The organism is Inquilinus limosus DSM 16000 (assembly GCF_000423185.1).
GTDB classification, from domain to species: domain Bacteria; phylum Pseudomonadota; class Alphaproteobacteria; order DSM-16000; family Inquilinaceae; genus Inquilinus; species Inquilinus limosus.
The window spans coordinates 1-25401 of the sequence record NZ_AUHM01000021.1 but is presented as its reverse complement, the minus strand read 5'-3'; the positions used below and the strand labels follow the sequence as shown (position 1 = coordinate 25401).

Here is a 25401-nt window from a genome sequence, read left to right as displayed (position 1 = left end):
CCACGCCCCGTCCTGCTGATCTGACGAGTTGGGGGAACCCGGCGTCCGGAAGCGGGATCACTCCGCCTTCTTCAGCCGGGCCTCCACCAGCCGGGCCCACAGCGTGGCGCCGACCGGCAGGATGTCGTCGTTGAAGTCGTAATGCGGGTTGTGCACCGGCACGCTGCCCTTGCCGCTGCCGATGAACAGGAAGGCGCCCGGCTTCTCCGCCAGCATATAGGCGAAATCCTCCGAGGCCATGATGATGCCGGGGTCGGGCTCGACCGCGTCGCCGCCCAGCGCCTCGGCGGCGGCGCCGGCGGCCCAGGCGGCCTCGGCCGCGTCGTTGACCAGCGGGATCACCCGGATCTGCACCTTCGGCTCGGCCCGGCCGCCGAAGGCGGCGGCGACGTCTCGGGTGATCGTCTCGATCCGGGCCTTGACCGCCTCCAGCACGTCCAGCCGCAGGGCGCGGAAGGTGCCGCGCAGCACCGCCGTGTCCGGTATCACGTTGTAGGCGTCGCCGGCATGGATCTGGGTGACGCTGACCACGGCGGAGTCGAGCGCCGAGACGTTGCGGGCGACGACGCTCTGCAGCGCCGTCACCAGATGCGCCGCGATCAGCACCGGGTCGACGCCGGTCTCCGGCAGCGCACCATGGGCGCCGCGGCCGGCGATCTCGATATCGAAGACGCCGCCGCCGGACATCGCCGGGCCGGGACGCACCCCCACCCGGCCGGCCTCCAGCGTGTGGAAGTTGTGCATGCCGAACACCGCCTCGCAGGGGAACTGCCGGAACAGCCCGTCGGCGATCATCGCCTGCGCCCCGCCGCGGCCTTCCTCCGCCGGCTGGAAGATGAAATGCACCGTGCCGTCGAAATTCCGCGTCGTCGCCAGGTAGCGGGCCGCGCCCAGCAGCATGGTGGTGTGGCCGTCATGGCCGCAGGCATGCATCACGCCGGGAGTCTGCGACCGGTGGCCGAAGCCGTTCGCCTCCGGCATCGGCAGCGCATCCATGTCGGCGCGCAGCGCGATCGCCCGCGGGTTGTTGCCGACCCGGAGGGTGCCGACCACGCCGGTGCGGCCGATTCCGGTCGCCACCTCGCAGCCGAAGGCGCGCAGCCGCTCCGCCACCAGGGCGCTGGTGCGGTTCTCCTCGAAGCCCAGCTCGGGATGGGCGTGGATGTCGCGCCGCCACGCGGTCAGCTCGTCGGCGAAGCCGGCGATCATCGGATCGATCTTCATGGCTGGTCCTTCGCGCGGAATGTCAGACGATATCAGGACCCAAGGCCCACCCGGCTGGCAAGCCCCGATCTCGCCCGGCTCCGCTCCGCGTGCTATTGCAGACGGATGACGCTGTGCGGACATCCGCGGGGAGAGAATGCGCGAGATCCTTGAGGTGCTCGAGAAGAAGCGCGCGGCGGCGCGCCTCGGCGGCGGCAAGAAGCGGGTCGAGGCCCAGCACGCCAAGGGCAAGCTGACGGCGCGCGAAAGGCTCGACGTCCTGCTCGATCCCGGCTCCTTCGAGGAATGGGACATGTTCGTCGAGCACCGCTCGGCGGATTTCGGCATGGCCGAGCAGAAGGTGCCGGGCGACGGCGTGGTCACCGGCTTCGGCACCATCGACGGCAAGCTGGTCTTCGTCTTCAGCCAGGACTTCACGGTGTTCGGCGGCTCGTTGTCCGAGGCGCATGCCGAGAAGATCTGCAAGATCATGGACCAGGCGATGAAGGTCGGCGCCCCGGTGATCGGCCTGAACGATTCGGGCGGCGCCCGGATCCAGGAGGGGGTGGCCTCGCTCGGCGGCTATGCCGAGGTGTTCCAGCGCAACGTCCTGGCCTCCGGCGTCGTGCCGCAGATCTCGCTGATCATGGGGCCCTGCGCCGGCGGCGCCGTCTACTCCCCGGCGATGACCGACTTCATCTTCATGGTGAAGGACAGCTCCTACATGTTCGTCACCGGCCCGGACGTGGTGAAGACGGTGACGCATGAGGTGGTGACGGCCGAGGATCTCGGCGGCGCCGTCACCCACACCGCCAGGTCCGGCGTCGCCGACCTGGCCTTCGAGGACGATGTCGAGGCGCTGCTGCGGCTGCGCGACTTCGTCGGCTTCCTGCCGTCCTCCAACCGCGCGCCGGCGCCGATCCGGCCGACCGAGGACCCGGCCGACCGGCCGGAGATGTCGCTCGACACCCTGATCCCGGCCAACCCGAACAAGCCCTACGACATGAAGGAGCTGATCGGGAAGGTGGTGGACGAGGGCGACTTCTTCGAGCTGCAGCCGGCCTTCGCCGGCAACATCGTCATCGGCCTGGCGCGGATGCAGGGCCGCACCGTCGGCATCGTCGCCAACCAGCCGATGGTGCTGGCCGGGTGCCTGGATATCGATTCCAGCCGCAAGGCGGCGCGCTTCGTCCGCTTCTGCGACGCCTTCAACATCCCGATCGTCACCTTCGTCGACGTGCCCGGCTTCCTGCCCGGCACCAGCCAGGAATACGGCGGCATCATCAAGCACGGTGCCAAGCTGCTGTTCGCCTATGCCGAGGCGACGGTGCCGAAGGTCACGGTGATCACCCGCAAGGCCTATGGCGGGGCCTATGACGTGATGGCGTCGAAGCATCTGCGCGGCGACGTCAACTACGCCTGGCCGACGGCGGAGATCGCGGTCATGGGGCCGAAGGGCGCGGTCGAGATCATCTTCCGCGCCGATCTCGGCGACGCCGAGAAGATCGCGGCACGGACCGAGGAGTACCGCGAGAAATTCGCCAACCCCTTCGTCGCCGCGGCCCGCGGCTATGTCGACGACGTGATCATGCCGCACAACACCCGGCGGCGGATCTGCAAGGCGCTGGCGATGCTGGCCGAGAAGAAGCTGGAGAACCCCTGGAAGAAACACGACAACCTGCCGCTGTGACGGGCTGCGTCACAGCAGCGGCCGCAGCGCCAGGTCGAGGCCGAGCAGCAGCAGCCCGATGAAGAACCAGCGCCGGAACACCTCCGGCCGCACCCTGAGGCGCAGCCACTGCCCGGCCGCCATGCCGGCCAGCGCCGGGGCGAGGGCCAGAAGCGAGGTGCCGGCCGCGGCCAGCGGCAAGGCGCCGTCCCGCGCCAGCCCGGCGGCCAGCGCCAGGGTGGAGACGGTGAAGGACAGGCCCAGCGCCTGCACCAGATCCTCCTTCTCCAGCCCCAGCGCTTGCAGGAACGGCACCGCCGGGATGACGAAGACCCCGGTGGCGGCGGTGACGAGGCCGGTGGCGGCGCCGACCGGGGCCGACCACCAGCGCTCCACCCGGGGCGGCACGGAGAAGCGCGGGCCGACGAGGCCGAACACGGCGTAGGCCACCAGCGCCGTGCCGAGGGCGATGGTGGCGCGCCCGGCATCGGCACCGGTCAGCAGGCCGGCCCCGGCCCAGGTTCCGAGGCAGATCCCCGCCATCATCGGCCACAGCCGGCGTAGCAGGCCGCCGAAGCGCGGCCCGGCGAAGAGCTGCCAGAAATTGGTCACCAGCGACGGCACGACCAGCAGCGCCGCCGCCTGGGCCGGCGCCATGACCAGGCCGAGCAGCCCCATCGCCACGGTCGGCAGGCCGAGCCCGACCACGCCCTTGACGAAGCCGGCGAGGAGAAAGGTGAGGGCGACGAGAAGGAGCGGATCGGTCATGGGCGGACCTTGCCCGGCGCCGGCCTGCGTCACAATGTGGGAGTGGCGGAGCCAGCCTTCGGCCCGGACGAAGGCTGTGGCTGCTCCGGAAGGGACCGTCGATGCGTTTCGATTTGACCGATCTGCGCCTGTTCCTGCATGTCGCGGAGGCCGGCAGCATCACCGCCGGCGCCGAGCGGGCCGCCCTGGCCCTGGCCTCGGCCAGCGCCCGCATCCGCGGCATGGAGGCGGCGGCGGGCACGGCGCTGCTGCGGCGCGGCCGCCGCGGCGTGGCGCCGACCCCGGCCGGCCAGGCGGTGCTGCACCATGCCCGGCTGGTGCTGCAGCAGATGGAGCGGATGCGCGGCGAGCTCGGCGACTACGCCCGCGGCCTCAAGGGCCATGTCCGGATCCTCAGCAACACCGCGGCCCTCACCGAATTCCTGCCCGGGCCGCTGGCCGAATGGCTCGCCGCCCATCCCCGGATCGACATCGACCTGGAGGAGCGGCCGAGCCATGCCATCGTCGAGTCTGTCGCCGCCGGCCTGGCCGATCTCGGCATCGTCGCCGACGCGGCGGATGGCGGCGGGATCGAGAGCGGCGGCCTGGAGAGCCTCCCGTTCCGGATCGACCGGCTGGTGCTGGCGGTGCCGCGCGGCCATCCGCTGGCGGCCCGGCGCCGCGTCGCCTTCGCCGAGGTGCTGGGCGAGGATTTCGTGGGGCTCGGCCCCGGCAGCGCGCTGCAGGACCACCTCGCCCGCCACGCCGCCCGGGCCGGGCGGCCGCTCAAGCTGCGGGTCCGGCTCGGCGGCTTCGACGCGGTGTGCCGGATGGTGGAGCAGGGCGTCGGCCTGGCGGTGGTGCCGGAGACGGCGGCCCGGCGCTGCCGCCGCAGCATGGCGATCCGGGCGGTGCCGCTGTCCGACCCCTGGGCGCTGCGCCGGCTGTCGATCTGCGTCCGCCGCCTCGACGCGCTGCCGGCGCATGCCCGGCGGCTGGTGGAACATCTGGCGAAGGATGCGCCTCGGACCTAGGCCGGCAATCGAGAGGAAGAAGGCTCCTCGCCCTCACACCTGATCGTAATCCACCACCACCCGTTCGGTCTTCGGGTGGGACTGGCAGGTCAGGATGAAGCCGGCTTCGAGCTCCCAGGGCTCCAGCGAGTAGTTGAGGTCCATCGCCGCCTCGCCCTCGACCAGCCGGGCACGGCAGGTCGAGCACATGCCGCCCTTGCAGGCGTAGGGCAGGTCCATGCCGGCGCGCAGCGCCGCGTCCAGGATGCTCTCGCCGTCCGCCACCGGCACCTCGCGACGCTTGCCGTCGACGGTCAGCACGGCGGTGCGGCTCGGCGTCTCCGGGGCGGGCGTCGCGGGTTTCGGCCGCGGCCGGCCGCCGAGGGCGGAGACGAACAGCTCGACATGCACCTTCTCCGGAGCGATGCCGAGTTCCGTGAGCACCGCCTGAATCTCCCGGCTCATCCCCTCCGGGCCGCAGAGATAGACCTCGTCGACCGCCTCGGCCGGCACCACCAGCCGCAGCAGGCGCCGCACCTTGTCGCCGTCCAGCCGGCCGCTGAGGATCGGCAGGTCCTGCTCCTCCTGCGACAGCACGTGGAACACCGAGAGCCGGCCGAGAAAGCGGTCCTTCAGCTCCTCCAGCGCCTCGCGGAACAGGATCTCCCCGGTGGAGCGGTTGCCGTAGAACAGGAAGAAGCGGCTCTCCGGCTCGCGCGCCAGCACGCCGCGCAGGATCGACAGCACCGGGGTGATGCCCGACCCGGCGGCGAAGCCGACATGGACGCGCGCCCGGTCCGGGACGCGGGGCGCGCCGAAGCGGCCGGTCGGGGTCATCACCTCGATCGCGTCGCCGGGCCGCAGCGCGCGGTTGACCCAGTCGGAGAAGACGCCGCCCTCGACCCGCTTCACCGCGATCCGCAGCTCGCCGTCCTCGGGACCGGAGCAGATCGAGTAGGAGCGGCGCAGATCCTCGCCGTCGACGGTGGCGCGCAGGGTCAGGTACTGGCCCGGATCGAAGCGGTAATCGGCGGCCAAATCCGGCGGCACGTCGAAGGCGATCGAGACGGCGTCGGCGGTCTCGCGCCGCACGTCCCGGACGGTCAGGCGGTGGAAGCGCGGCGGGGTGGTCAGTGGCATTTGAAATAGTCGAAGGGCTCGCGGCAGTCGGTGCAGCGCCACAGCGCCTTGCAGGCGGTGGAGCCGAATTCCGACAGGCGCTCGGTGCGGGTCGACCCGCAATGCGGGCAGGGCACGGTGTCGGCCCCGAACAGGGCGCGCCGGCCGGCGCCGTCCTGCGGCGGGGCGATGCCGAATTCCGCCAGCTTGCGCCGCCCCTCCGGCGTCAGCCAGGCGGTGGTCCAGGCCGGCGACAGCACGGTACGGACCCGGGCGCCGCCGATCCCCGCGCGCTCCAGCGCCAGCCCGACCTCCAGCGCGATCGCGCTCATCGCCGGGCAGCCGGAATAGGTCGGGGTGATCGCCACCTCGACCCGTCCGTCCTGGACCGTGACGTCCCGCAGGATGCCGAGATCGGCGATGGTCAGCACCGGCAGCTCCGGATCGGCGACCGCGGCGGCCGCGTTCCAGGCGCGCTGCCGGAGGGGTTCGGTCTCGGCATCGGCCGAGGCCGGGGCCACCCCCTCACCCGAAATCGCTGGCGCGATTTCGACCTCTCCCCAAGGAGAGGTGTGAAGGCCGCGGCTCCTATTCCCCTCTCCTTGGGGAGAGGGAGGGGCCCGGCGCGAAGCGACGGGAGGGTGAGGGGGATGGATCCGCGCCGTCACCACTTCGCCCCCGGATAGGTCCGCTGCAGGGCTTGCAGCTCGCTCAGCAGATGGCCGAGATGCTCGCTGTGCCTTCCGTCGCGGCCGCCGCGTTGGGCCCAGCCGGCGGGCGGGACGGCCAGAGTCCCCTCGGCCAGGATCTCGGCCACGGTGCGCGACCAGGTCTCGCGCAGGCTCTCGGGATCGACCGCGATGCCTTGCGCGATCAGCGCGCGCTCGCCCTCGTCCGGCTCGTACCATTCGCCGGTGTAGGGCCACAGCTCCTCCACCGCCGCCTGCGCCCGGTCATGGCTTTCCTCGGTGCCGTCGCCGAGGCGGATCACCCATTCCGCGGCATGGCGCAAGTGATAGGCGCTCTCCTTCTCCGACTTCGCGGCGATCGCCGCCAAGGTCGGGTCGGCGGAGCCGGTCATGGCCCGCCAATAGGGATCGGCGAAGGCGGAATAGAACAGCTGCCGCACGATGGTGTGGGCGAAGTCGCCGTTCGGCCGCTCGACCAGCAGCAGGTTGCGGTATTGCCGCACGTCGCGCAGATAGGCGTAGCGGTCCTCGTCGTTGCCGGCGCCTTCGACCTCCGCCGCATAGCCGTAGAGGGCGCGGGCCTGGCCGATCAGGTCGAGCCCGATATTGGCCAGCGCCATGTCCTCCTCCATCATCGGCGCGTGGCCGCACCATTCCGACAGGCGGTGGCCCAGGATCAGGGCGTCGTCGGCCCGCGCCAGCAGATAGCGGACCAGCGGCGTCTCGGCGACGGTGATGGAGCCGGCGGTCATGTCACATATGCCCGATCTCGTCGGGCACGTCGTAGAAGGTCGGGTGGCGATAGATCTTGCTCGCCGCCGGCTCGAACATCATGCCCTTGTCGGCGGGGTCGGAAGCGGTGATGGCATTGGACGGCACCACCCAGATCGACAGCCCCTCGCCGCGGCGGGTGTAGAGGTCGCGCGCCGCCTGCAGCGCCATGGTCGCATCCGCCGCGTGCAGCGACCCGACATGCTTGTGCGCCAGCCCGTTGCGGCTGCGGATGAAGACTTCCCAGAGGGGAAAGGTCTGGCCGGTCATGGCATGTCCTCCATCACGCCGCCGCCCGGGCGCGGCGCTTCTCGGCATAGGCCAGCGCGGCCTCGCGCACCCAGGCGCCGTCGTCATGCGCCTTGCGCCGCGCCGCCATCCGGTCGCGGTTGCACGGGCCGTTGCCGGCCAGGACCCGCTTGAACTCGTCCCAGTCGATGGCCCCGTGCTCCCAATGGCCGGTCTCGGCGTTGAACTTCAGGTCGGGGTCGGGCGGGAACAGGCCGATGAACTGGGCCTGCGGCACGGTGGCGTCGATGAATTTCTGGCGCAGCTCGTCGTTGGAGAAGCGCTTGATCTTCCACCTCATCGAGGTGTCGCTGTGCTGGCTCGCCGCGTCGGGCGGGCCGAACATCATCAGGCAGGGCCACCACCAGCGGTCCAGCGCGTCCTGCGCCATCGCCTTCTGCTCCGGCGTGCCGCGGGCCAGCGTGACCATGATCTCGTAGCCCTGGCGCTGGTGGAAGGACTCCTCCTTGCACACCCGGATCATGGCGCGGGCGTAAGGCCCGTAGGAGCAGCGGCACAGCGGGATCTGGTTCATGATCGCGGCGCCGTCGACCAGCCAGCCGATGGCGCCGATATCGGCCCAGGTCAGGGTCGGGTAGTTGAAGATCGACGAGTACTTCGCCTTCCCCGTCAGGAGCTGATCGACCAGCTCCTCGCGCGTGACGCCCAGCGTCTCCGCCGCGGCGTAGAGATAGAGGCCGTGGCCGCACTCGTCCTGCACCTTGGCCAGCAGGGCCGCCTTGCGCCGCAGGGTGGGCGCCCGGGTGATCCAGTTGCCCTCCGGCAGCATGCCGACGATCTCGGAATGGGCGTGCTGGGAGATCTGGCGGGTCAGGGTCTTGCGATAGGCCTCGGGCATCCAGTCGTTCGGCTCGATCCGCTCCTCGGCGTCGATCCGCTCCTGGAACCGGGCGGCGAGGGCGGCGTCCTCGACCGGGCGGGCCGTATCGGTGGTGTTGAGGGCCTGCGTGTACATGGCGTCCAGCCTCCCTTGGCCTTCAAATAATATGTGACAGAAAAATTCTCGGTCAATGATTTTTGTAACATATATAAGCGTCCTTCATCGTCATCGCGAGCCGAAGGCGAAGCGATCCAGGGCAGCCCGAGCGGCCCTGGATCGCCACGTCCCCCGGCTCAAGGCCGGGGTCCTCGCGATGACGAATCGAGAAGGCCGTCCTTACCTGAACCGCGCCCGGAGCTCTGGCCCCGGCGGGGGCAGGGGGCCGGCTTCGGCCTGGCCGTTCTCGTCCAGCCAGCGCTCCGAGGCCGGCAGCAGCCGGTGGTAGAGATCGGCGCAGAGCGCACGGGCGGCGGTGCCGGGCCAGTCCGGCGGCAGCAGGTCGGCCGGCAGCACCGGGTCGCGCAGGACGATGCGGCGCCAGGCGTGGATCAGAAGGATGCGGGCGATGAAGCTGTCGAGGTCCGACAGCGCGCCGCCCGCGGCCAGCGCCGCCCGCAGCGGCTCGAAGGTCTCGAGGAAACGGCGATAGGCGGCGGCGGTCCGGTCCAGGGGCCAGCTCAGCGCCGCCAGCCGACGCCGGGTCTCGGCATCGGCCGAGGCCTCCAGGCGCAGCGCCTCGGCCGCTTCCGACGGGATCGCGGCGCCGGCCGGCGCCACCCAGACGCCCGGGGCGGCACTGCCGAAACCGGCGGCCTGCAGGGCCACGCGCGCGGTCTCGCGGTTCTCGCCATTGCCCGGCAGCACCAGCACGAAGCCGCCGCCCGGGGGCGGAGGATGGGCGTTGTAGATGTGCTCGGTGGCGGTCCGGAACGTCTCCCGCCCGCGCTCGGCCAGGCGGTAGAAGCTGTTGCGGCCGATCCGGCTGCGCTCCAGCCAGCCATCGGCCGCCAGCCGCGACATCGCCGTCCGCACCACCCCGTCGCCGATGCCGAGCGCATGCAGGAAGGTGGAAAGCGTGCCGACCCACAGCGACCCGCCGCGCGGCACGATCGCGTCGCCGTAGACCGTGATGATGATCGACCAGGTGCGCGACGGCTCGGCCTTCAGGCTCTCCAGGGCCCGGCGCAGGGCGGTGCGGGGCATGACGGCGCCGGTCAGGCGGTTTCCATCCGCCGGCTGGGGGCGGCCTTGCCCTGCACCGCCGCCAGCGCATCCGCGGCGCCGGACAGGATCAGCTCGGTCGCCAGCCGGGCGTAGTCGGCGCGGCTCAGCCCCTTGCCTTCGCGGAACCAGAGATAGTGCCAGTTCAGCATGCCGAACAGCGACATGGTCAGCGGCATCAAGAGGGTGCGGTCGGCGGCCAATGGCGGCACCGCCGCGGCCAGCGCGTCGGCGAAGATCCGCACCAGCCTCCGCTCCAGCTCCTTCAGCTGCTCCTGCCGGTCCGGCGGCAGCAGCTTCAGGCTGGTGATCTGCACCTGATGCTCGGCATCGGCGTCGCGATAGGCGTCCAGCAGCGCGGCGACGATGGCATGCAGCCGGTCGCGGGCGCCGGCGGGCGCGGCCGCCGCCTCCTCCACCACCGCGACCAGCATCGACAGATGGTCGTCCAGGATGTCGAACAGCACCGCGTCCTTGTCGCGGTAGTAGTGGTACAGCAGCGCCTTCGACATGCCGCAGGCTTCGGCGATCTTGGTGATCGAGGCGCCGGTGAAGCCGTGCCGGGCAAACAGCTCCGCCGTCCGATGCAGGATCGCCCGCCGCTTGTCGTCGTAATCATGGGCGCGGGTGCGGGCCATGACCTCCGGTCCGTTCGCGAGTCGTCAACCGGACCAGCCTTAGGGCATCGCCGCCGCAGATCAAGAATTCTCTGAGCGTTCGATCAATGAATGCCCGAGGCGTCGCCGCCGGTGGGGCGGTCCTGTTCCGATGAATCACGGCGCCAGGGCTTGGTCGCCCCGAGCGTGTCGGCCATAACCGCGCCGCGCCGGCCCATCGGCTTCTCGCCGTCGACGGTGCTGTCGCGGGCGGTCTGGTGCTCCATCTCGGCATTCAGCTCGGCGCCGATCAGGAAGACTACGGTCGACAGCCAGATCCAGGTCAGGAAGCCGATCACCGCCCCGAGCGACCCGTAAGTGGCGTCGTAGTCGCCGAAGCGGGCGACGTACCAGGAGAACAGCATCGAGCCGCCGATCCAGACCAGGGCCGCGACCGCGCTGCCCCAGCTGATCCACTGCCAGCGCGCCTCCCGGCGGCTCGGGCCGAAGCGGTACAGCAGCGACAGCCCGACGATCGTCAGCACCAGCAGCGCCGGCCAGCGCAGCAGCCAGACCAGCGTGCCGGCCACGGATCCGAGACCGACGAAGTTGAGGACGACCGGCACGACCACGACGCCGACCAGGGCGAGGACGACGAAGACCAGGGCAAGGGCGGTGAACAGAAGCGAGACGGCGTTGAGCCGGAAGAAGCCGCGCTTCTCCGTCTCGTCGTAGACGGCGTTCAGCGCGTCGAACAGCGCCTTCATCCCGGCATTCGCGCTCCACAGCGAGATGGCGAGGCCGATGAAGAAGGCGATGCCGAGGGACTGGCGGGGCTGCCCGGCGATGTGGTGCAGCTGCTCTCCGATCACCTCCATCCCGCCGCTCGGCAGGATGAAGGCGAGGTCGGCGATGTTCCGCTCGACGGTCGCGGGGTCGGCCACGAAGCCGTACAGCGACACGATCACGCCGATCGCGGGGAACAGCGCCAGCAGGGCGTAATAGGCGACGCCGGCCGCGAGGGCGAAGACGCGGTCGTCGTCGATCTCGGCCCAGACCCGCCACAGGATGTCCAGCCAGCCGCGCCGCGGGATCTCGGGCGGCGAGCGCGCGCCGCGGCCGTGCCTGTCCTCCGTCGACGGCGACGTCGTCATCGGGCTCCCCAACCGACACCGGACCTCTAAGATCGAACGGCAGGGGGAGCGGCGGCGTTCCGCCGGGCCGAGATGCGGCTTACCGCTCGGCCAGGGCCAGCTTGGCGCCGAGGGCGACGAAGGCGGCGGCGAAGCTGCGGCGCATCCAGGTCAGCACCCGCGGGCGCGAGATCACGTGGTCGCGCATCGCGGCGGCGAACAGGCCGTAGGCGGCGAAGACCAGGAAGGTCATCAGCATGAACACGCCGCTCAGCTCCAGCATCCGGGCCAGCGGATAGGCCTCGTTCGCGCTGACGAATTGCGGCAGGAAGGCGACGAAGAAGATCGACAGCTTCGGGTTCAGGATGTTGATCAGCACCGCGGTCACCGTGACCTGCAGCGCCGAGCGGCCGCCGACCTCCTTCTCCACCTTCAGCGCGCCGTGCTCGCGCAGCGTGTTCCAGGCCATCCACAGCAGATAGGCGACGCCGAGATACTTGAAGATCTCGAAGGCCAGCGCGCTGGTGTGGAGGAGGGCGGCCAAGCCCAGGATCGCCGCGGCCATGTGCGGCACGATGCCGAGGGTGCAGCCGAAGGCGGCGACGATGCTGGCACGCGACCCGCGGGTCAGCCCGGCCGCGATGGTGAAGAGTGCGCCGGTGCCGGGCGAGGCGACGATGATGAACGAGGTGATCAGGAACTCGATGCTCACGGCCGCGCTCCTCCCGTCAGGCTGCGGCCGCCACGATGCCTTGGTGCGGGCGGGCGGGCAAGGGCGGCCTACACCGGGATCGCCACGCTGTTCTTGATCTCGCGCAGGGCGAAGTTCGAGCTGATGTGCTGCACCGCCGGGCTGGTGAACACCACCTCCTTCAGGAACTTCTCATAGTCAAGCGGGCTGCGGGTCACGATCCTGAGGATGTAGTCGGCCGACCCGGTCATGGAATAGAACTCCAGCACCTCCGGCCGCTCGGCGATCCGCTGCTCGAAGGCCGCGATCTGCTCGGCGTCGTGCTTGGCCAGGGTGACATGGGCGAAGGCGGTCTCGCCGTAACCCAGCTTCGCCGGGTCGACCCGGGCGACGTAGTCCTTGATCACGCCGCGCTCCTCCAGCGCCTTCAGCCGCCGCCAGGTCGGCGAGGTCGACAGGCCGATGGCGTCGGCCAGCTCCTGCACGCTCTGCCGGGCGTTGCGCTGCAGCGCCTCCAGGATGGCGCGCTCGAACCGGTCCAGGGTCTCGGCGTCCGTGGGCATGAATCCCCCTTGATCTTCGCAATCTGGGCAAATCATACCTCAGGCGGCTGCGATCCGAGCCGACTTCGGCAAAACTTTTCCGCGGATCGGGCGCATCCTTCTTCTGGAGATGCGCCCCTGCGCGTCCGGTCGGAACCCCCAGCAGAAGGACGACCCCGTGACCGCTCTCGCCTTTCCGCAGCCCCGGCGCCCGCTGGCGAACGCGCCCGATCCCGGCTTCGACTGGCGCCGCGTCGCCCAGCTCCTGCACCTCTCCCGCGCCCTCGACGCGCTGGAGGAGACGGTGCTGGCGCCGCAGAAGAAGGTGCTCTACCAGTTCTCCGCCCGCGGCCACGACCTGGCGCAGATCCTGCTGGGCACGAGGCTGACCGACCCGCGCGACGCGATCTCCGGCTATTACCGGTCGCGGCCGATCCTTCTGACGCTCGGCGTCGACCCGGCCGACGCGCTCGGCTCCTCGATGGCCCGGGACCAGGGTTATTCCGCCGGCCGCGACATCGGCGTGGTGTTCAACTTCCCGAACCCGTCCGGCCCCTCGGCCCTGCCGATGTGCGGCGGGGTCGGCACCCAGTACACCCCGGCCGCCGGCTGGGCCCAGGCCATCGAATACGGCCGCACCGTGCTGCACGACCCGGCCTGCGACCGCGCCATCGCCGTCGCGCTCGGCGGCGACGCCTCGGTCGCCACCAACGGCTTCTGGTCGGCCCTGACCATCGCCACCACCCAGCGCCTGCCGCTGCTGTTCTTCATCGAGGACAACGGCTACGGCATCTCGGTGCCGTCGCGGTTCCAGACCCCGGGCGGCGACATCGCCGCCAACCTCGCCAGCTTCCGCAGCCTCGAGGTGATGGCCGGCGACGGCACCGATCCGGCCGAGGCGGCACGGCTGATCGACGCCGCCGTCGCCCATGTCCGCGACAGCCGCGGCCCCTGCCTCCTGCGGCTCAGCGTGCCGCGGCTGGAGGGCCACAGCTTCCAGGACACCCAGGCCTACAAGCCGGCCGAGACGGTGGCGGCGGAATGGGCCCGCGACCCGCTGCCCAAGCTGAAGCATTTCCTGGTCCCGGCGGTGCTGGAGGAGGCGGAGTGGCAGGCGCTGGCCGCCGAGGCCGAGGCGGCGGCGGAGGCGGCGCGGGCCCGGGCCGAGGTGCGGCCGCTGCCCGACCCCGCCGCGGTGACCCGCCATGTCTTCTTCGAGGGCGAGCCGCCGGCCATGGGCGGGCTGCGCAGCCTGGGCATCGTCCCGCCCGCCGGAAGCGACACGCCGCAGCCGGAGGGGCCGCGGATCAACATGGTCACCGCCATCCGCCGCACCCTGGACCACGAGCTGTCCGTCAATCCGCGGATGGTGGTGCTGGGCGAGGACATCGGGGCAAAGGGCGGCGTCCATGCCGTGACGCTGGGGCTGCAGGAGAAGTTCGGCGCCGCCCGGGTGATGGACACCAGCCTGTCGGAGGAGGGCATCGTCGGCCGTGCCGTCGGCATGGCGCTGGCCGGCCTCTTGCCGGTGCCGGAGATCCAGTTCCGCAAATACGCCGATCCGGCGGTGGAGCAGATCAACGATTGCGGCACGATCCGCTGGCGCACCGGCAACCGCTTCGCCGCGCCAATCGTGCTGCGCATGCCGGTCGGCTTCCTGAAATGCGGCGATCCCTGGCACAGCCAGACCAACGAGGTGCAGTTCGTGCACGCGCCGGGCTGGAAGGTGGCGGTGCCGTCCAACGCCGAGGATGCGGTCGGCCTGCTGCGGGCGGCGCTGCGCGGCGACGACCCGGTGATGGTCCTGGAGCATCGCGCCATGCTCGACGCCGCTTGGGCCCGCCGGCCCTATCCGGGCGACGACTACGTGCTGCCCTTCGGCCGCGCCCGGACCACGATGGAGGGCCGGGACCTCACCATCGTCACCTGGGGCGCCATGGTCGAGCGGGCGGAGGAGGCGGCGCGGAGCAGCGGCAAGTCGGTCGAGGTGATCGACCTGCGCACGCTGATGCCCTGGGACAGCGAGGCCGTGCTGGCCTCGGTCGCCCGCACCCGGCGCTGCCTGATCGTGCACGAGGACCTGCGCACCGGCGGCTTCGGGGCGGAGATCGCGGCGGTGGTGGCGGACCGGGCCTTCCTCGACCTCGACGCCCCGGTGGCGCGGCTGACCATGCCGGACATCCCCAGCCCGCACAGCCCGGTGCTGCTGGAGGCCGCGGTGCCGTCGGTCGACCGCATCCGTGACAAGATCCTCGAGCTGACCGGGTTCTGATAGCGATGCCGGGGCTTTTCCCCAGATTGTCATGCCCGGGCTTGACCCGGGCATCCAGAGGATGTCGAGGCCCACTGGATTGCCGGGTCAAGCCCGGCAATGACAGTAAGGGGAACGCCTCCAAGGCTTATGAAGCAAGCGAACAGCAGCGGGGCTGACATGACCGACACGATCGAGGCGACCACGGTCGACGTGCTCGCGCCGGTCCAGCAGGAAGGCAGCAAGGCGGCGGTGCGGGGCTGGCTCGCGGCGGTCGGCGACGCGGTGCGCGAAGGCGACCCGCTGGTCGAGCTGGAGACCGACAAGGTTACGGTCGAGGTCCCGGCCCCGGCCTCCGGCACGCTGGCGGAGATCCTGGTCCCGGTCGGGCAGGATGCGGCGCCCGGCGCGGTGCTGGGGCGGATCGGGGCTGCCGCCGCTGACTCTTCGTTGGTCCCCCCTCCCCTTGCGGGAGGGGGGCAGGGGGAGGGGGCTGCGCGCGTCCGCGCGCGAGAGGCCGACAACCTCGATTCATCGAATCAACCCGGCATCGGCTCCGACGGCGACAACCCCCTACCCCCCTCCCGCGAGGGGAGGGGGGACTCGGATGGGGCGAGCGGGAGAGGCGGTGTGGACGTCCGTTCCGCCGGGAAATCCATCGCCGATTTCGACCCGGCGCTGCGGCTGTCGCCTTCGGTGCGCAAGCTGCTGGTCGAGACCGGGCTGGATCCCGCCGGGCTGACCGGCAGCGGCAAGGACGGGCGGCTGACCCGGCAGGATGTCGAGCAGGAGGTCGCCCGCCGGCAGGCCGAGGCGCAACCGAGCGTTTCTGTTCGCTCCCACCGCATCCCGCACGACTCCATGCGCCGGCGCATCGCCGAGCACATGGCGCAGTCCGTCGCCACGGCGCCGCACGTGACCGCCGTCTTCGAGGCGGATTTCGGCGCCGTGCTGGCGCATCGCCAGGCGCACAAGGCGGCGTTCGAGCGCCAGGGCGTGGCCCTGACCGTCACCGCCTATCTGGTCCAGGCCTGCGTCGCGGCGATGAAGGCGGTGCCCACGGTCAACAGCCGCTGGCATGACGACGCGCTGGAGGTGTTCGACGACGTCAACATCGGCATCGGCACGGCGCTGGGGGATAAGGGCCTGGTGGTGCCGGTGGTGCACCGGGCGCAGTCGCTGTCGCTGCTCGGCATCGCCGCGCGGCTGCAGGAGGCGACGGCGCTGGCCCGCGCCGGCAGGTTGGCGCCGGCCGATGTGCAGGGCGGCACCTTCACCATCTCGAACCACGGAGTCTCGGGCTCGCTGTTTGCCGCGCCGATCATCATCAACCAGCCGCAGGTCGCCATCCTCGGCGTCGGCAAGGTCGAGAAGCGGGTGGTGGTGCGCGAGGTGAACGGCGCCGACGCGATGCTGATCCGGCCGATGGCCTATGTCTCGCTGACCATCGACCACCGCGCCCTCGACGGCGCCCAGACCAACGCCTGGCTGGCGCGCTTCGTCGAGACGATCGAGACCTGGCCGGCGGCAGGGTGACGGCGCGACCTGCGCCGCCCCTCACCCGAAATCGCTTCGCGATTTCGACCTCTCCCCAAGGAGAGGTGTGGAGGCCCGGCTCATATTCCCCTCTCCTCGGGGAGAGGGAGGGGCCGACGCCGAAGGCGACGGGAGGGTGAGGGGGAGAGCCGGCCGTTCAGGCCACGCAGGCGGCCGCGATCGATCCCGCGGCGCGGGCCTGCCGCTCCAGCAGCATCACATCGCCGAACTCATGGCCGCGATACCCCTCCGCGGCGAGGGCGGCCGGCAGCCGATCCAGCACCTCGTCCGGGGCGAAGGCGCGCAGCAGCTCGAAATGGCTCTCGCCCGGCTGGTGCATCCCGGTGAGGAGGGCATCGACCACGCGCGGCCGGGTTCCGGGCCCGATGCGGTTGGTCGCGACGCCGTCGCCGGCCCGGACCGTGCCGTCGGCCTCGGCCGCGGCTTCGAGGGCGCGGACCACGGTGGTGCCGATGGCGACGACGCGGCCGCCTCTAGCTTTCGTCCAGGCGATCGCGGCGGCGGTCTGCCCCGGGATCCGATAGGGCTCGTCGAAGGGCAGGCGGCGGTCGAGCGCCGGGTCGCCGGTCGATGAGACGCCGGCGGCATGGGTCAGCGTGGCGAAGCCGACGCCGTTCCGGCGCCAGGCGGCGAGCAGCGCCCAGTCCAGCGCGAAGCCGGCCGAGGGCGGCTCGAACGCCACCGGGTCGGCGGCGATGCGGGTCCAGACGTCCCACAGCGCCAGCGGCTCCGGCACATGCGCGTACTGGATCGGCCGTCCGTGCCGGGCCAGCCCGGCCAGGACCTGCTCGCGGCGGCCGAGGAAGCGCAGCCGGACCAGCCGCGGATGGCCGAGGCGGCGCTCGACCACGGCGTTCAGCGGGCCGAGCGAGAGATGGTCGCCGGCCGCGAGCGGCGGCGGCGCCGGCCGGTCCTCGGTGCGGATGCGGTGGTCGCCGCCACCGAAGGCGATGGCGGCGAAGCGGGTCGGGTCGCCGGGCGCGACCCAGCCGGCCAGCCGGATCTCGATCGGCCTACCGGTGGCGGCGTGCAATCCATGGAGGCTCGCCGGCAGGGTCGCGGCGTCGTTGGCGACGACCAGGTCGCCGGCGGCCAGCAGCGTCGCCAGGGTCGCGCGGGGCAGATGCCGCACTCGGCCTTCGGCGTCGATGGCGCAGAGCCGGGCGGCGGGACGGTCGGGTCGGTCGGCGGCGATCATGCGGCCCCTCCGACCCGCTGCTCGGAGGCACGCTGCGGCAGGGCGGCCAGCACGGCCTGCACGATCTCGGCGGCGGACGCCTCGGGCATTTTCAGGGTCGATGGGTCGGCATCCGGAACGGCGAGCGTGTGCAGCGGCGTGTCCATGTCGCCGGGATCGATCGACAGGAAGCGCACGCCCTCGGCCTTGGCCTCCTCGGCCCAGATCGCGGTCAGATGGCGCAGCGCCGCCTTGCTGGCGCCGTAGGTGCCCCAGCCGGCATAGGCGTTGACCGCGGCGTCGCTGGAGATGTTGATCACCACCGCGCCGCGCCCCTCGCGGGCGGAGGCGGCGAGGGCGCCGAGCAGGGCCTTGGTCAGCCGGAACGGGCCGACCAGGTTGACCGCCAGCGCCTGTTCCAGGTCCTCGCATTCGGTGTCGGCCAGGAGCGCGAGCGGGACCGGGCCGAGGCTGGAGGCGTTGTTGATCAGCACGTCGAGCCCGCCCAGCCCGGCCGTGACCTGCAGCGCGATCGGATGGACGTCCTCCTTGCGCCCGACGTCGCCGACGATGCCCTGGGCGCCGGTCTCCCGCGCGGTGCGGCCCACGGCCTCGGCGCCGCGGGCGACGAAGGCGACCCGCGCGCCCATCGCGGTCAAGAGCCGAACCAGCGCCAGCCCGAGGCCGGAGGTGCCGCCGGTGACCGCCACGCGCAGCCGCCGCAGATCGGTGTCGATAGGCATGATGGATGCTCCTCTCGTCGGGAGCCTCCATCGGTACAAGTTCAAGTGCGGTTCAGGTCAAGAGGGTTTTGGAAGGAATGGCTTGGTTAATGCTCTTGGCCGCCGTATTCCCCTTTCTGTCATTGCCGGGCTTGACCCGGCAATCCAGAAGGTGTCGACACTCTCTGGATGCCCGGGTCAAGCCCGGGCATGACAACAAGGGGGAGCGGAGGCAGGGACTTACCCCCAAACCTCCCTTGCGATCTCCACGATCATCGCCAGCTTCGCCCATTGCTCGTCCTCGGCCAGGACGTTGCCTTCCTCGGTGCTGGCGAAGCCGCATTGCGGGCTGAGGCAGAGCTGGTCGAGATCGACGAATTTCGCCGCCTCGTCGATCCGGCGCTTGATGTCGTCCTTCTTCTCCAGTGTGCCGGTCTTGGAGGTGACGAGGCCCAGCACCACGGTCTTGCCCTTGGGCAGGAAGCGCAGCGGCTCGAACCCGCCGGCGCGCTCGGTGTCCCATTCCATGAAATAGCCGTCGGCGCCGATCTCGTTGAACAGCCGCTCCGCCACCGGCTCGTAGCCGCCCGAGGCGATGAAGGTGGAGCGGAAATTGCCGCGGCAGAGATGCATGGTGATGGTCATATCCTTCGGCCGCCCGGCGATGGCGGCGTTCAGCATGCCGGCATAGATCTCCGGCTGCTTCACCGGGTCGTCGCCGCGCTCGGCCAGCATCCGCCGCTGCTCCGGGTCGCAGAGATAGGCGAAGCTGACATCGTCGAGCTGCAGGTAGCGGCAGCCCTCGGCCGCGAAGGCGGCGACCGCGCCGGCATAGGCCCGGCCGAGATCGGCGTAGAATTCCTCCATCTCGGGATAGACCGTGGCGTCGATCATCTGCCGGCCGCCGCGATAGTGCAGCATGCTGGGCGACGGGATCGTCATCTTCGGCACCCGGCTGGTGTTCGCCTTCAGGAAGCGGAAATGCTCCAGCATCGGATGATCGGTGAAGCCCAGCCTGCCGGTGACCCGGATGCCCTTGGGCTTCAACTGCGCACCCTGGAACTGCACGCCATGGTCCATCCAGAAGCCTTCGACGCCGTCGAGATGCTCGAGGAAGTCGTAGTGCCAGAAGGCGCGGCGGAACTCGCCGTCGGTGACGGCCTGCAGACCGATCTCCTCCTGCCGGCGGACGATCTTCCGGATCTCCTCATCCTCGACCGCGCGCAGCTCGCCGGCAGAGATCGCCCCCTGCTCGTGCTGGGCGCGCGCGGCCTTCAGGGGGGCGGTGCGCAGCAGGCTGCCGACCATGTCGGCGCGGAACGGCGGGGTCTGGCGCGGCATGAAATGCTCCTCCTCAGATGGCAGTTTTCTTGAACTGTCATCCTCGGGCTTGACCCGAGGATCCAGGGACCGCCAGAGCGGATCTCCGTGGCCCCTGGATTGCCGGGTCAAGCCCGGCAATGACAATGAAGAGAGATGCTACGACGCAGCATGGATCGATTCCTTGCGGGTCACGCCGAGATGGCGGGTCAGCGCGGCCTCGTCGGCCTTGAGGGCGGCGCTGGGCGCGGCGTGGACGATAGCGCCGCGCTCCAGGATCACCGCTTGGTCGGTGACGGACAGGATCTTCTGGGCGTGCTGCTCGACCACGATCGCGGCCACGCCCTCGTCGCGCAGGATTCGCTTCAGCGCGGCCAGCAGCTCCTCGACGATGATCGGCGCCAGGCCCTCGGTCGGCTCGTCCAGCAGCAGCAGCTTCGGATTCAGCATCAAAGCGCGGGCGATGGCCAGCATCTGCTGCTCGCCGCCCGACAGCTGGCTGCCCAGGTTGCCGCGCCGCTCCTTCAGCCGCGGGAACAGGGCGTAGGCGCGCTCCGGCGTCCAGGGGCCGGGGCGGGCCACCGCGGTCATGTTCTCCTCGACCGTCAGCGACCTGAAGATGTTGCGCTCCTGCGGCACCCAGCCGATCCCGGCGAGGGCCCGGTCCTCCGGCCGCGCCCGGGTCAGGTCGCGCCCGGCCAGGGCGACGGTGCCGCCGAAGCGGCGGGTGACGCCGATGATGCTGTTCAGCAGCGTGGTCTTGCCGGTGCCGTTGCGGCCCAGCAGGGCCAAGGCCTCGCCCTCGGCCAGGGTCAGCGACACGCCGGAGACGACGACGGCCTCGCCATAGCCGGCGACCAGATCCTTCAGGGCCAGCAGCTCAGCCATCCACCGGCTCCCCCAGATAAACGGCGCGGACCTGCGGGTCGGTGGCGATGGCGTCCGGCGGGCCTTCGGTCAGGAGGGCGCCGTTGACCAGCACCGAGATCCGGTCGGCGAAGCTGAACACCAGGTCCATGTCGTGCTCGATCAGCAGCACCGAGACATCCGGCGGCAGCTCGGCGATGGTGGCCAGCAGCTCGTGCCGCTCCGCCTCCGGCACGCCGGCCGCCGGCTCGTCCAGCAGCAGGACGCGGGGCCGGCAGGCAAAGGCGGTGGCGATCTCCAAGAGGCGCTGCTTGCCGTAGGGCAGGGTGGCGGTGCGCGCCTGCAGCACGTCGGTCAGGCGGAAGCGCTCGGCGACGGCCAGGATCTCGTCCATCACCTCGGCCTTGCCGCCGGCCACGCGCCACCAGTCGCCGCCGCGCCCCATGCGTTCCGCGACGGCGAGGCCGATGGTGTCGAGCGGCGTGATCTCCGGGAACAGCTGGTTGATCTGAAAGGTGCGCGCCAAGCCGCGCCGGACGCGGAGATGCGGCTTCAGGCCGGTAATGTCCTCGCCGCCCAGCAGCACGCGGCCGCCGCTCGGCGCCAGCACGCCGGTCAGCAGGTTGACGAAGGTGGTCTTGCCGGCGCCGTTCGGGCCGATCAGCGCGTGCCGCGCCCCGACCTCGAGCCGCAGCGACACGTCGCTGGTGGCGACCAGGCCGCCGAAGCGCTTCACGAGGCCGATGGTCTCAAGCGCCGCGGTCATCGCCCGGCTCCGATGCGGGAGAGGAGGAAGGCGAAGGGCCGGCGCAGGCCCTGAACCAGCCGGTCGCGCCCGACCAGAACCAGCAGCACCAGGAAGGCGCCGAGCCAGAAGGACCAGTATTGCGGCGTGATGCCGGCGATCCAGTCCTGCAGGAAGCGGAACAGCACGGCGCCGATCGGCCCGCCGTAGAGATAGCCGGCGCCGCCGATCACCAGCACCAGCAGCACATCGGCCGAGCGGTGGAAGTCGAACACGTCGAGCGAGACGAACTGCGTGGTCTGCGCCAGCAGCGCGCCGGCAACGGCGGCATAGGCAGCCGACAGCGTGTAGATGCCGATCAGCCGCCGCGCCACCGGCACCCCGACCGCGGCGGCGCGCAGCCGGTTGTCGCGGATCGCCTTGAGCGATAGGCCGAAGGGCGAATGCACCAGGCGCCGGGCGAAGAGGAACAGCACGAACAGCATCGCCAGGCTGTAGGCATAGGCGGTGGTGCCGAACAGGTCGAACTCGAACAGGCCGAGGATCGGGCCGACCAGCATGCCGTTCAGCCCGTCGGCCCCGCCGGTCAGCCCGGCCGCCTGGTTGGCGATCTCGAACAGCAGCAGCGAGACGCCGAGCGTGACCATGAGGCGGGTGAGGTCGGAGCCGCGCAGCACCAGGAAGCCGGTGGCGAAACCCAGCGCGGCGCCCGCCGCCGCGGCGGCGATGAGGCCGAGCACGGGCTCGCCGTCGACATGGATGGTCAGGAGGCCGGCGACATAGGCGCCGAGGCCGAGGAAGGCGGCGTGGCCGAGCGAGACGATGCCGGCATAGCCGAGGATCAGGTCGAGCGAGAGGGCGAACAGCGCCAGGATCGCGATCTCGTTCAGGATCAGGTGCTGGTCCGGCAGCAGGAACAGCGCGGCCAGGGCCGCCAGCCAGAACAGCAGCTCCGGCAGCCGCCAGCGGGCGCGCGATGCTGCCGGGCGGATCTGCGCCGCCTCTGAGGAGAGCGGGGCGGCGGTCACCTGGTCCCTCCGCGGGCGAACAGCCCCTGCGGCCGCAGGATCAGCACCACGATCATCACCGTGTAGATGACGAAGGATCCGAAGGCGGGGACGTAGTATTTGCCGGCGACGTCGGCGATGCCGAGCAGCAGCGCCGCCAGGAACGGTCCGGTCAGGCTGGAGGTGCCGCCGACGGTCACCACGATCAGGAAGTAGATCATGTATTTCAGCGGGAAGGTCGGGTCGACGCCCAGGATCTCGGCCCCCAGCGCGCCGCCCAGCCCGGCGAGGCCGCTGCCGGCGGCGAAGGTGACGGCGAAGACGGTGTCGACCCGGATGCCCAGGCCGCGGGCGGCGCGCGGGTCGTCGACCGCGGCGCGCAGCCGGCTGCCGAAGCGGGTGCGGGCCAGCACCCATTGCAGCGCCAGCACCAGCACGCCGCAGACCGCGATGATCAGGGCGCGGTAGATGCCGATGCCGACGCCCAGAACCTCGACCCGGCCGCGAAGATAGTCGGGCAGCCGGATGATCTGCTGCTCCGACCCCATCAGGTAGTCGGCGGCGGCCACCGCCATGAAGACGATCCCGATCGAGAACAGCACCTGGTCCAGGTGGCTGCGGCGGTAGAGCGGGCGGTACAGCGTCCGCTCCAGCACCAGCCCGGCCAGGGCCGCGATCGCGAAGGCGGCGGGCAGGCACAGGAAGAACGGCACCTGCCAGCGGTTCATCAGGATCGCGGTGACATAGCCGCCGAGCATGGCGAAGGCGCCGTGCGCCAGGTTGATGAAATTCATCAGCCCCAGCGTCACCGACAGGCCGCAGGCCAGCACGAACAGCAGCATGCCGTAGGCGATGCCGTCGAACAGGATCGTCCCCATGGCGCTACTTCGCCGCCTTGACCGGGTCCTTCACCGCCTCGATGGTCGCGAACTCGACGTTCCAGAGCGCGCCGTCCCGCTTCTCGACTTTCCGGACATACACGTTCTGGATGATGTCGCGGGTCTCCGGATCGATCGTGACCGGACCACGGACGCTGGTCCAGCTCATGCCCTTCATGGCGTCGACCAGGGCCTGGCCGTCGGTCGACCCGCCGGTCTTCTTCAACGCCTCGTAGATCAGGTGCATGCCGTCATAGCCGCCGACCGCCATGAAGTTCGGCCGCATCCCGCCGCTGGCGGCCAGGAAGGCCTGGACGAAGGCCTTGTTCTCCGGGCTGTCATGGGCGGCGGAGTAGTGATGGGTGGTGATGGTGCCCAGCGCCACGTCGCCGATCTTGTCCAAGAGCTCGTCATCGGTGACGTCGCCCGTCGCGATCAGGCGGATGCCGGACTTGTCCAGCCCGCGCTCGACGAACTGCTTCATGAAGATGGCGCCCTGGCCCGAGGGCACGAAGACGAACAGCGCGTCCGGCTTGGCGTCGGCGACGCGCTGCAGGAAGGGCGCGAAATCCGGGTTCCGCAGCGGCACCTGCAGCTGCTCCACCACCCGGCCGCCGGCCTTGCCGAAGCGCTCGGCGAAGGCCTTCTGCGCGTCCAGGCCGGGGGCGTAGTCGGTGACCAGCGAGACCACGGTCCTGATGCCGTTCTGGGCGGCCCAATCCGCCAGCGGCACGGTGACCTGCGGCAGGGTGAAGCTGGTGCGGACGATGAAGGGCGAGGCCTCGGTGGTGACGGCGGTGGCGGCGGCCATGATCACCTGCGGCACCTTGGCCTGGGTGGCGATCGGCGCCGCCGCCGCGGCCAGCGGAGTCAGGCCGAAGCCGGCCAGCACCGACACCTTCTCCTTCACCACCAGCTCCTGCGCCAGGCGCTTGGTGACGTCGGCGGTGCCGGTGTCGTCCTTAACGATCAGCTCGACCGTCTTGCCGGCGACCTGGCTGCCGTTCTGCTGCATGTAGAGGCGCGCCGCGGCCTCGATCTCCCGCCCGGTGGAGGCGGAGGGGCCGGTCATCGGCAGGATCAGGCCGATCCTGACCGTGTCCTGCGCCGCGGCCGGCAGGGCCGCCAGCAAGGCTGCGGCCAGCGCCGCAGCGGTGACGTGGCGTCGATGCATCTTCGTTCCTCCCCGTTTCTCGAGGGCCGGCGGGTTTTCCCGCCGGCCGGTGGATCATTGGTCCTCGATCAGGCTCTCGCGGCGATTGTCGGGCATCAGGATGGCGACGACGAAGGCGATGGCGCAGAGACCGGTGACGTACCAGGCGAACCAGCCCTCGACGCCGATATCCTTCAGCCACAGTGCCACATATTCGGCGCTGCCGCCGAAGGCGGCGTTGGCGATAGCGTAGGACAGGCCGACGCCCAGGGCGCGCACGCCCATCGGGAACAGCTCGGCCTTCACCAGCCCGCTGATCGAGGTGTAGAAGCTGACCGCGGCCAGGCCGCACAGGATCAGCCCGAAGGCCGCGACCGGGCTCGCCACCGTGCCGATGGCGCGCAGCAGCGGCACCGTGGTCAGCGTCGTCAGCGCGCCGAAGATCAGCATGTTGCTGCGCCGGCCGATGCGGTCGGACAGGGCGCCGAAGACCGGCTGGGCCACCATGTAGACGAACAGCACCGCGGCCATCACCAGGCTCACCGTCCTCGTGTCCAGATGGGCGGTGTTGACCAGGTATTTCTGCATGTAGGTGGTGTAGGTGTAGAAGATCAGCGACCCGCCGGCGGTGAAGCCCAGCACGGTCAGGAAGGCCCGCGGATGCTGGAACAGGGCGCGGATCGTGCCCGCATCCTGGGATCTGCGGACATCCTCGCTGCTGGTCTCGACCAGCGACCGGCGCAGATAGAAGGCGATGACGGCCGCCGCGGCGCCGATCACGAAGGGAATCCGCCAGCCCCAGGCCCGGATCTCGCCCTCGGACAGGCTCAGCTCCAGCATCACCACGACCAGCGTCGCCAGCAGCTGGCCGCCGATCAGCGTGACGTACTGGAACGACCGAGGCTGTGTGGAAACGCGTGTTTGGTGAGGGCAGGTGGGGGTGTCGGCGTGCTACCGGCAAAGCAGATTGGGCAGATCGGATATCAGGCCCGGATCGCCTGGAGCAGGCCGCCGACGCCGAGGATCGAGATCACGCGCTTGAAGTTGTAGGCGAGGACCTGGAGGCTCATCTCGGTGCTGACCCGCTGTAATCCTCGGGTCAGGAAATGGGTGGCGCCCATCCAGGCTTTGAGGGTGCCGAACGGGTGCTCGGCCGTCTGTCGGCGGACGCGCATGGCGTCCGGCGTCCGGTCCAGCCGCT

The 25401-nt window shown here is 70.7% G+C and carries 26 protein-coding genes; 4 read left to right on the top strand and 22 right to left on the bottom strand.

Features of this window, described 5'->3' with window-relative positions; translation table 11 throughout:
• Window positions 1–57 precede the first annotated feature (57 nt).
• Window positions 58–1224: a M20 aminoacylase family protein gene (locus G537_RS0118590; RefSeq protein WP_026871409.1), complete on the bottom strand. Its 1167-nt coding sequence runs from the start codon at window positions 1222–1224 to the stop codon at window positions 58–60.
• Window positions 1225–1360: 136 nt separating this feature from the next.
• On the opposite strand from G537_RS0118590, the gene G537_RS0118585 reads away from it, so the two are divergent.
• Window positions 1361–2893, top strand: a complete 1533-nt coding sequence (locus tag G537_RS0118585; RefSeq protein WP_026871408.1) for an acyl-CoA carboxylase subunit beta — start codon at window positions 1361–1363, stop codon at window positions 2891–2893.
• 9 nt (window positions 2894–2902) lie between these two features.
• Here the strand turns inward: G537_RS0118585 and G537_RS0118580 are convergent, their stop codons facing one another.
• Complete coding sequence (locus tag G537_RS0118580) at window positions 2903–3640, bottom strand: sulfite exporter TauE/SafE family protein (protein ID WP_026871407.1); 738 nt, start codon at window positions 3638–3640, stop codon at window positions 2903–2905.
• Between the two features lie 101 nt (window positions 3641–3741).
• On the opposite strand from G537_RS0118580, the gene G537_RS0118575 reads away from it, so the two are divergent.
• Window positions 3742–4653 carry a LysR family transcriptional regulator gene (locus G537_RS0118575; RefSeq protein ID WP_026871406.1) on the top strand — a complete coding sequence of 304 codons (912 nt, stop codon included), beginning with the start codon at window positions 3742–3744 and terminating at the stop codon, window positions 4651–4653.
• 33 nt (window positions 4654–4686) lie between these two features.
• On the opposite strand, the gene paaE is transcribed toward G537_RS0118575, so the two are convergent.
• From paaE to G537_RS0118525, 10 genes are all read right to left on the bottom strand, one after another.
• Entirely contained in the window at window positions 4687–5772 is a 1086-nt protein-coding gene (paaE, locus tag G537_RS0118570; RefSeq protein ID WP_155888664.1) for a 1,2-phenylacetyl-CoA epoxidase subunit PaaE, read from the bottom strand.
• Window positions 5763–6272: a 1,2-phenylacetyl-CoA epoxidase subunit PaaD gene (gene paaD / locus G537_RS43730; protein WP_026871404.1), complete on the bottom strand. Its 510-nt coding sequence runs from the start codon at window positions 6270–6272 to the stop codon at window positions 5763–5765. The genes paaE and paaD overlap by 10 nt, the downstream gene beginning before the upstream one ends.
• A gap of 143 nt (window positions 6273–6415) precedes the next feature.
• Window positions 6416–7192 carry a 1,2-phenylacetyl-CoA epoxidase subunit PaaC gene (gene paaC / locus G537_RS43725; RefSeq protein ID WP_026871403.1) on the bottom strand — a complete coding sequence of 259 codons (777 nt, stop codon included), beginning with the start codon at window positions 7190–7192 and terminating at the stop codon, window positions 6416–6418.
• A 1-nt stretch (window position 7193) separates the two neighbouring features.
• Window positions 7194–7481, bottom strand: coding sequence for a 1,2-phenylacetyl-CoA epoxidase subunit PaaB (paaB, locus tag G537_RS0118555; RefSeq protein ID WP_026871402.1), 288 nt, complete (start codon window positions 7479–7481; stop codon window positions 7194–7196).
• Window positions 7482–7494: 13 nt separating this feature from the next.
• Window positions 7495–8475: a 1,2-phenylacetyl-CoA epoxidase subunit PaaA gene (gene paaA / locus G537_RS0118550; protein ID WP_026871401.1), complete on the bottom strand. Its 981-nt coding sequence runs from the start codon at window positions 8473–8475 to the stop codon at window positions 7495–7497.
• A 201-nt stretch (window positions 8476–8676) separates the two neighbouring features.
• Entirely contained in the window at window positions 8677–9543 is an 867-nt protein-coding gene (paaX, locus tag G537_RS0118545; protein WP_034852200.1) for a phenylacetic acid degradation operon negative regulatory protein PaaX, read from the bottom strand.
• An 11-nt stretch (window positions 9544–9554) separates the two neighbouring features.
• Window positions 9555–10199 (bottom strand): TetR/AcrR family transcriptional regulator, encoded by a 645-nt coding sequence (locus G537_RS0118540; protein WP_026871399.1) that lies wholly within the window; start codon window positions 10197–10199, stop codon window positions 9555–9557.
• Window positions 10200–10282: 83 nt separating this feature from the next.
• On the bottom strand, window positions 10283–11311 hold the full coding sequence (locus G537_RS38650) for a YihY/virulence factor BrkB family protein (protein ID WP_064742166.1): 1029 nt from the start codon (window positions 11309–11311) through the stop codon (window positions 10283–10285).
• A gap of 79 nt (window positions 11312–11390) precedes the next feature.
• Window positions 11391–12002 (bottom strand): LysE family translocator, encoded by a 612-nt coding sequence (locus G537_RS0118530; protein WP_026871398.1) that lies wholly within the window; start codon window positions 12000–12002, stop codon window positions 11391–11393.
• Between the two features lie 68 nt (window positions 12003–12070).
• Complete coding sequence (locus G537_RS0118525) at window positions 12071–12544, bottom strand: Lrp/AsnC family transcriptional regulator (RefSeq protein WP_026871397.1); 474 nt, start codon at window positions 12542–12544, stop codon at window positions 12071–12073.
• Window positions 12545–12701: 157 nt separating this feature from the next.
• Between G537_RS0118525 and G537_RS0118520 the strand changes: the two genes are divergently transcribed.
• Window positions 12702–14795, top strand: coding sequence for a transketolase C-terminal domain-containing protein (locus tag G537_RS0118520; RefSeq protein ID WP_026871396.1), 2094 nt, complete (start codon window positions 12702–12704; stop codon window positions 14793–14795).
• A gap of 159 nt (window positions 14796–14954) precedes the next feature.
• Window positions 14955–16310 (top strand): dihydrolipoamide acetyltransferase family protein, encoded by a 1356-nt coding sequence (locus tag G537_RS0118515; protein WP_026871395.1) that lies wholly within the window; start codon window positions 14955–14957, stop codon window positions 16308–16310.
• 157 nt (window positions 16311–16467) lie between these two features.
• On the opposite strand, the gene G537_RS38645 is transcribed toward G537_RS0118515, so the two are convergent.
• The 10 genes from G537_RS38645 to G537_RS38630 all read right to left on the bottom strand — a co-directional run.
• On the bottom strand, window positions 16468–17529 hold the full coding sequence (locus G537_RS38645; protein WP_034852197.1) for an S-adenosylmethionine:tRNA ribosyltransferase-isomerase: 1062 nt from the start codon (window positions 17527–17529) through the stop codon (window positions 16468–16470).
• On the bottom strand, window positions 17526–18251 hold the full coding sequence (locus G537_RS38640) for an SDR family oxidoreductase (RefSeq protein ID WP_034852195.1): 726 nt from the start codon (window positions 18249–18251) through the stop codon (window positions 17526–17528). The genes G537_RS38645 and G537_RS38640 overlap by 4 nt, the downstream gene beginning before the upstream one ends.
• 219 nt (window positions 18252–18470) lie before the next feature.
• Window positions 18471–19571 (bottom strand): 5-methyltetrahydropteroyltriglutamate--homocysteine S-methyltransferase, encoded by a 1101-nt coding sequence (locus G537_RS0118500; RefSeq protein WP_026871394.1) that lies wholly within the window; start codon window positions 19569–19571, stop codon window positions 18471–18473.
• A gap of 138 nt (window positions 19572–19709) precedes the next feature.
• A complete protein-coding gene (locus G537_RS0118495) occupies window positions 19710–20438 on the bottom strand; it encodes an ABC transporter ATP-binding protein (protein ID WP_026871393.1) in 729 nt (242 codons plus the stop codon).
• The gene (locus G537_RS0118490) at window positions 20431–21183 is read right to left on the bottom strand and encodes an ABC transporter ATP-binding protein (RefSeq protein WP_026871392.1); all 753 of its coding nucleotides are present in this window, start codon (window positions 21181–21183) and stop codon (window positions 20431–20433) included. The genes G537_RS0118495 and G537_RS0118490 overlap by 8 nt, the downstream gene beginning before the upstream one ends.
• Window positions 21180–22190, bottom strand: a complete 1011-nt coding sequence (locus tag G537_RS0118485; RefSeq protein ID WP_026871391.1) for a branched-chain amino acid ABC transporter permease — start codon at window positions 22188–22190, stop codon at window positions 21180–21182. The genes G537_RS0118490 and G537_RS0118485 overlap by 4 nt, the downstream gene beginning before the upstream one ends.
• Window positions 22187–23047, bottom strand: coding sequence for a branched-chain amino acid ABC transporter permease (locus tag G537_RS0118480; protein WP_026871390.1), 861 nt, complete (start codon window positions 23045–23047; stop codon window positions 22187–22189). The genes G537_RS0118485 and G537_RS0118480 overlap by 4 nt, the downstream gene beginning before the upstream one ends.
• A 4-nt stretch (window positions 23048–23051) precedes the next feature.
• A complete protein-coding gene (locus tag G537_RS0118475; RefSeq protein ID WP_026871389.1) occupies window positions 23052–24221 on the bottom strand; it encodes an ABC transporter substrate-binding protein in 1170 nt (389 codons plus the stop codon).
• A gap of 54 nt (window positions 24222–24275) precedes the next feature.
• The gene (locus G537_RS38635; protein ID WP_051248597.1) at window positions 24276–25040 is read right to left on the bottom strand and encodes an MFS transporter; all 765 of its coding nucleotides are present in this window, start codon (window positions 25038–25040) and stop codon (window positions 24276–24278) included.
• Window positions 25041–25183: 143 nt separating this feature from the next.
• Window positions 25184–25401: transposase (locus tag G537_RS38630; protein WP_034852192.1), on the bottom strand; the 218-nt coding region annotated here is incomplete at its 5' end.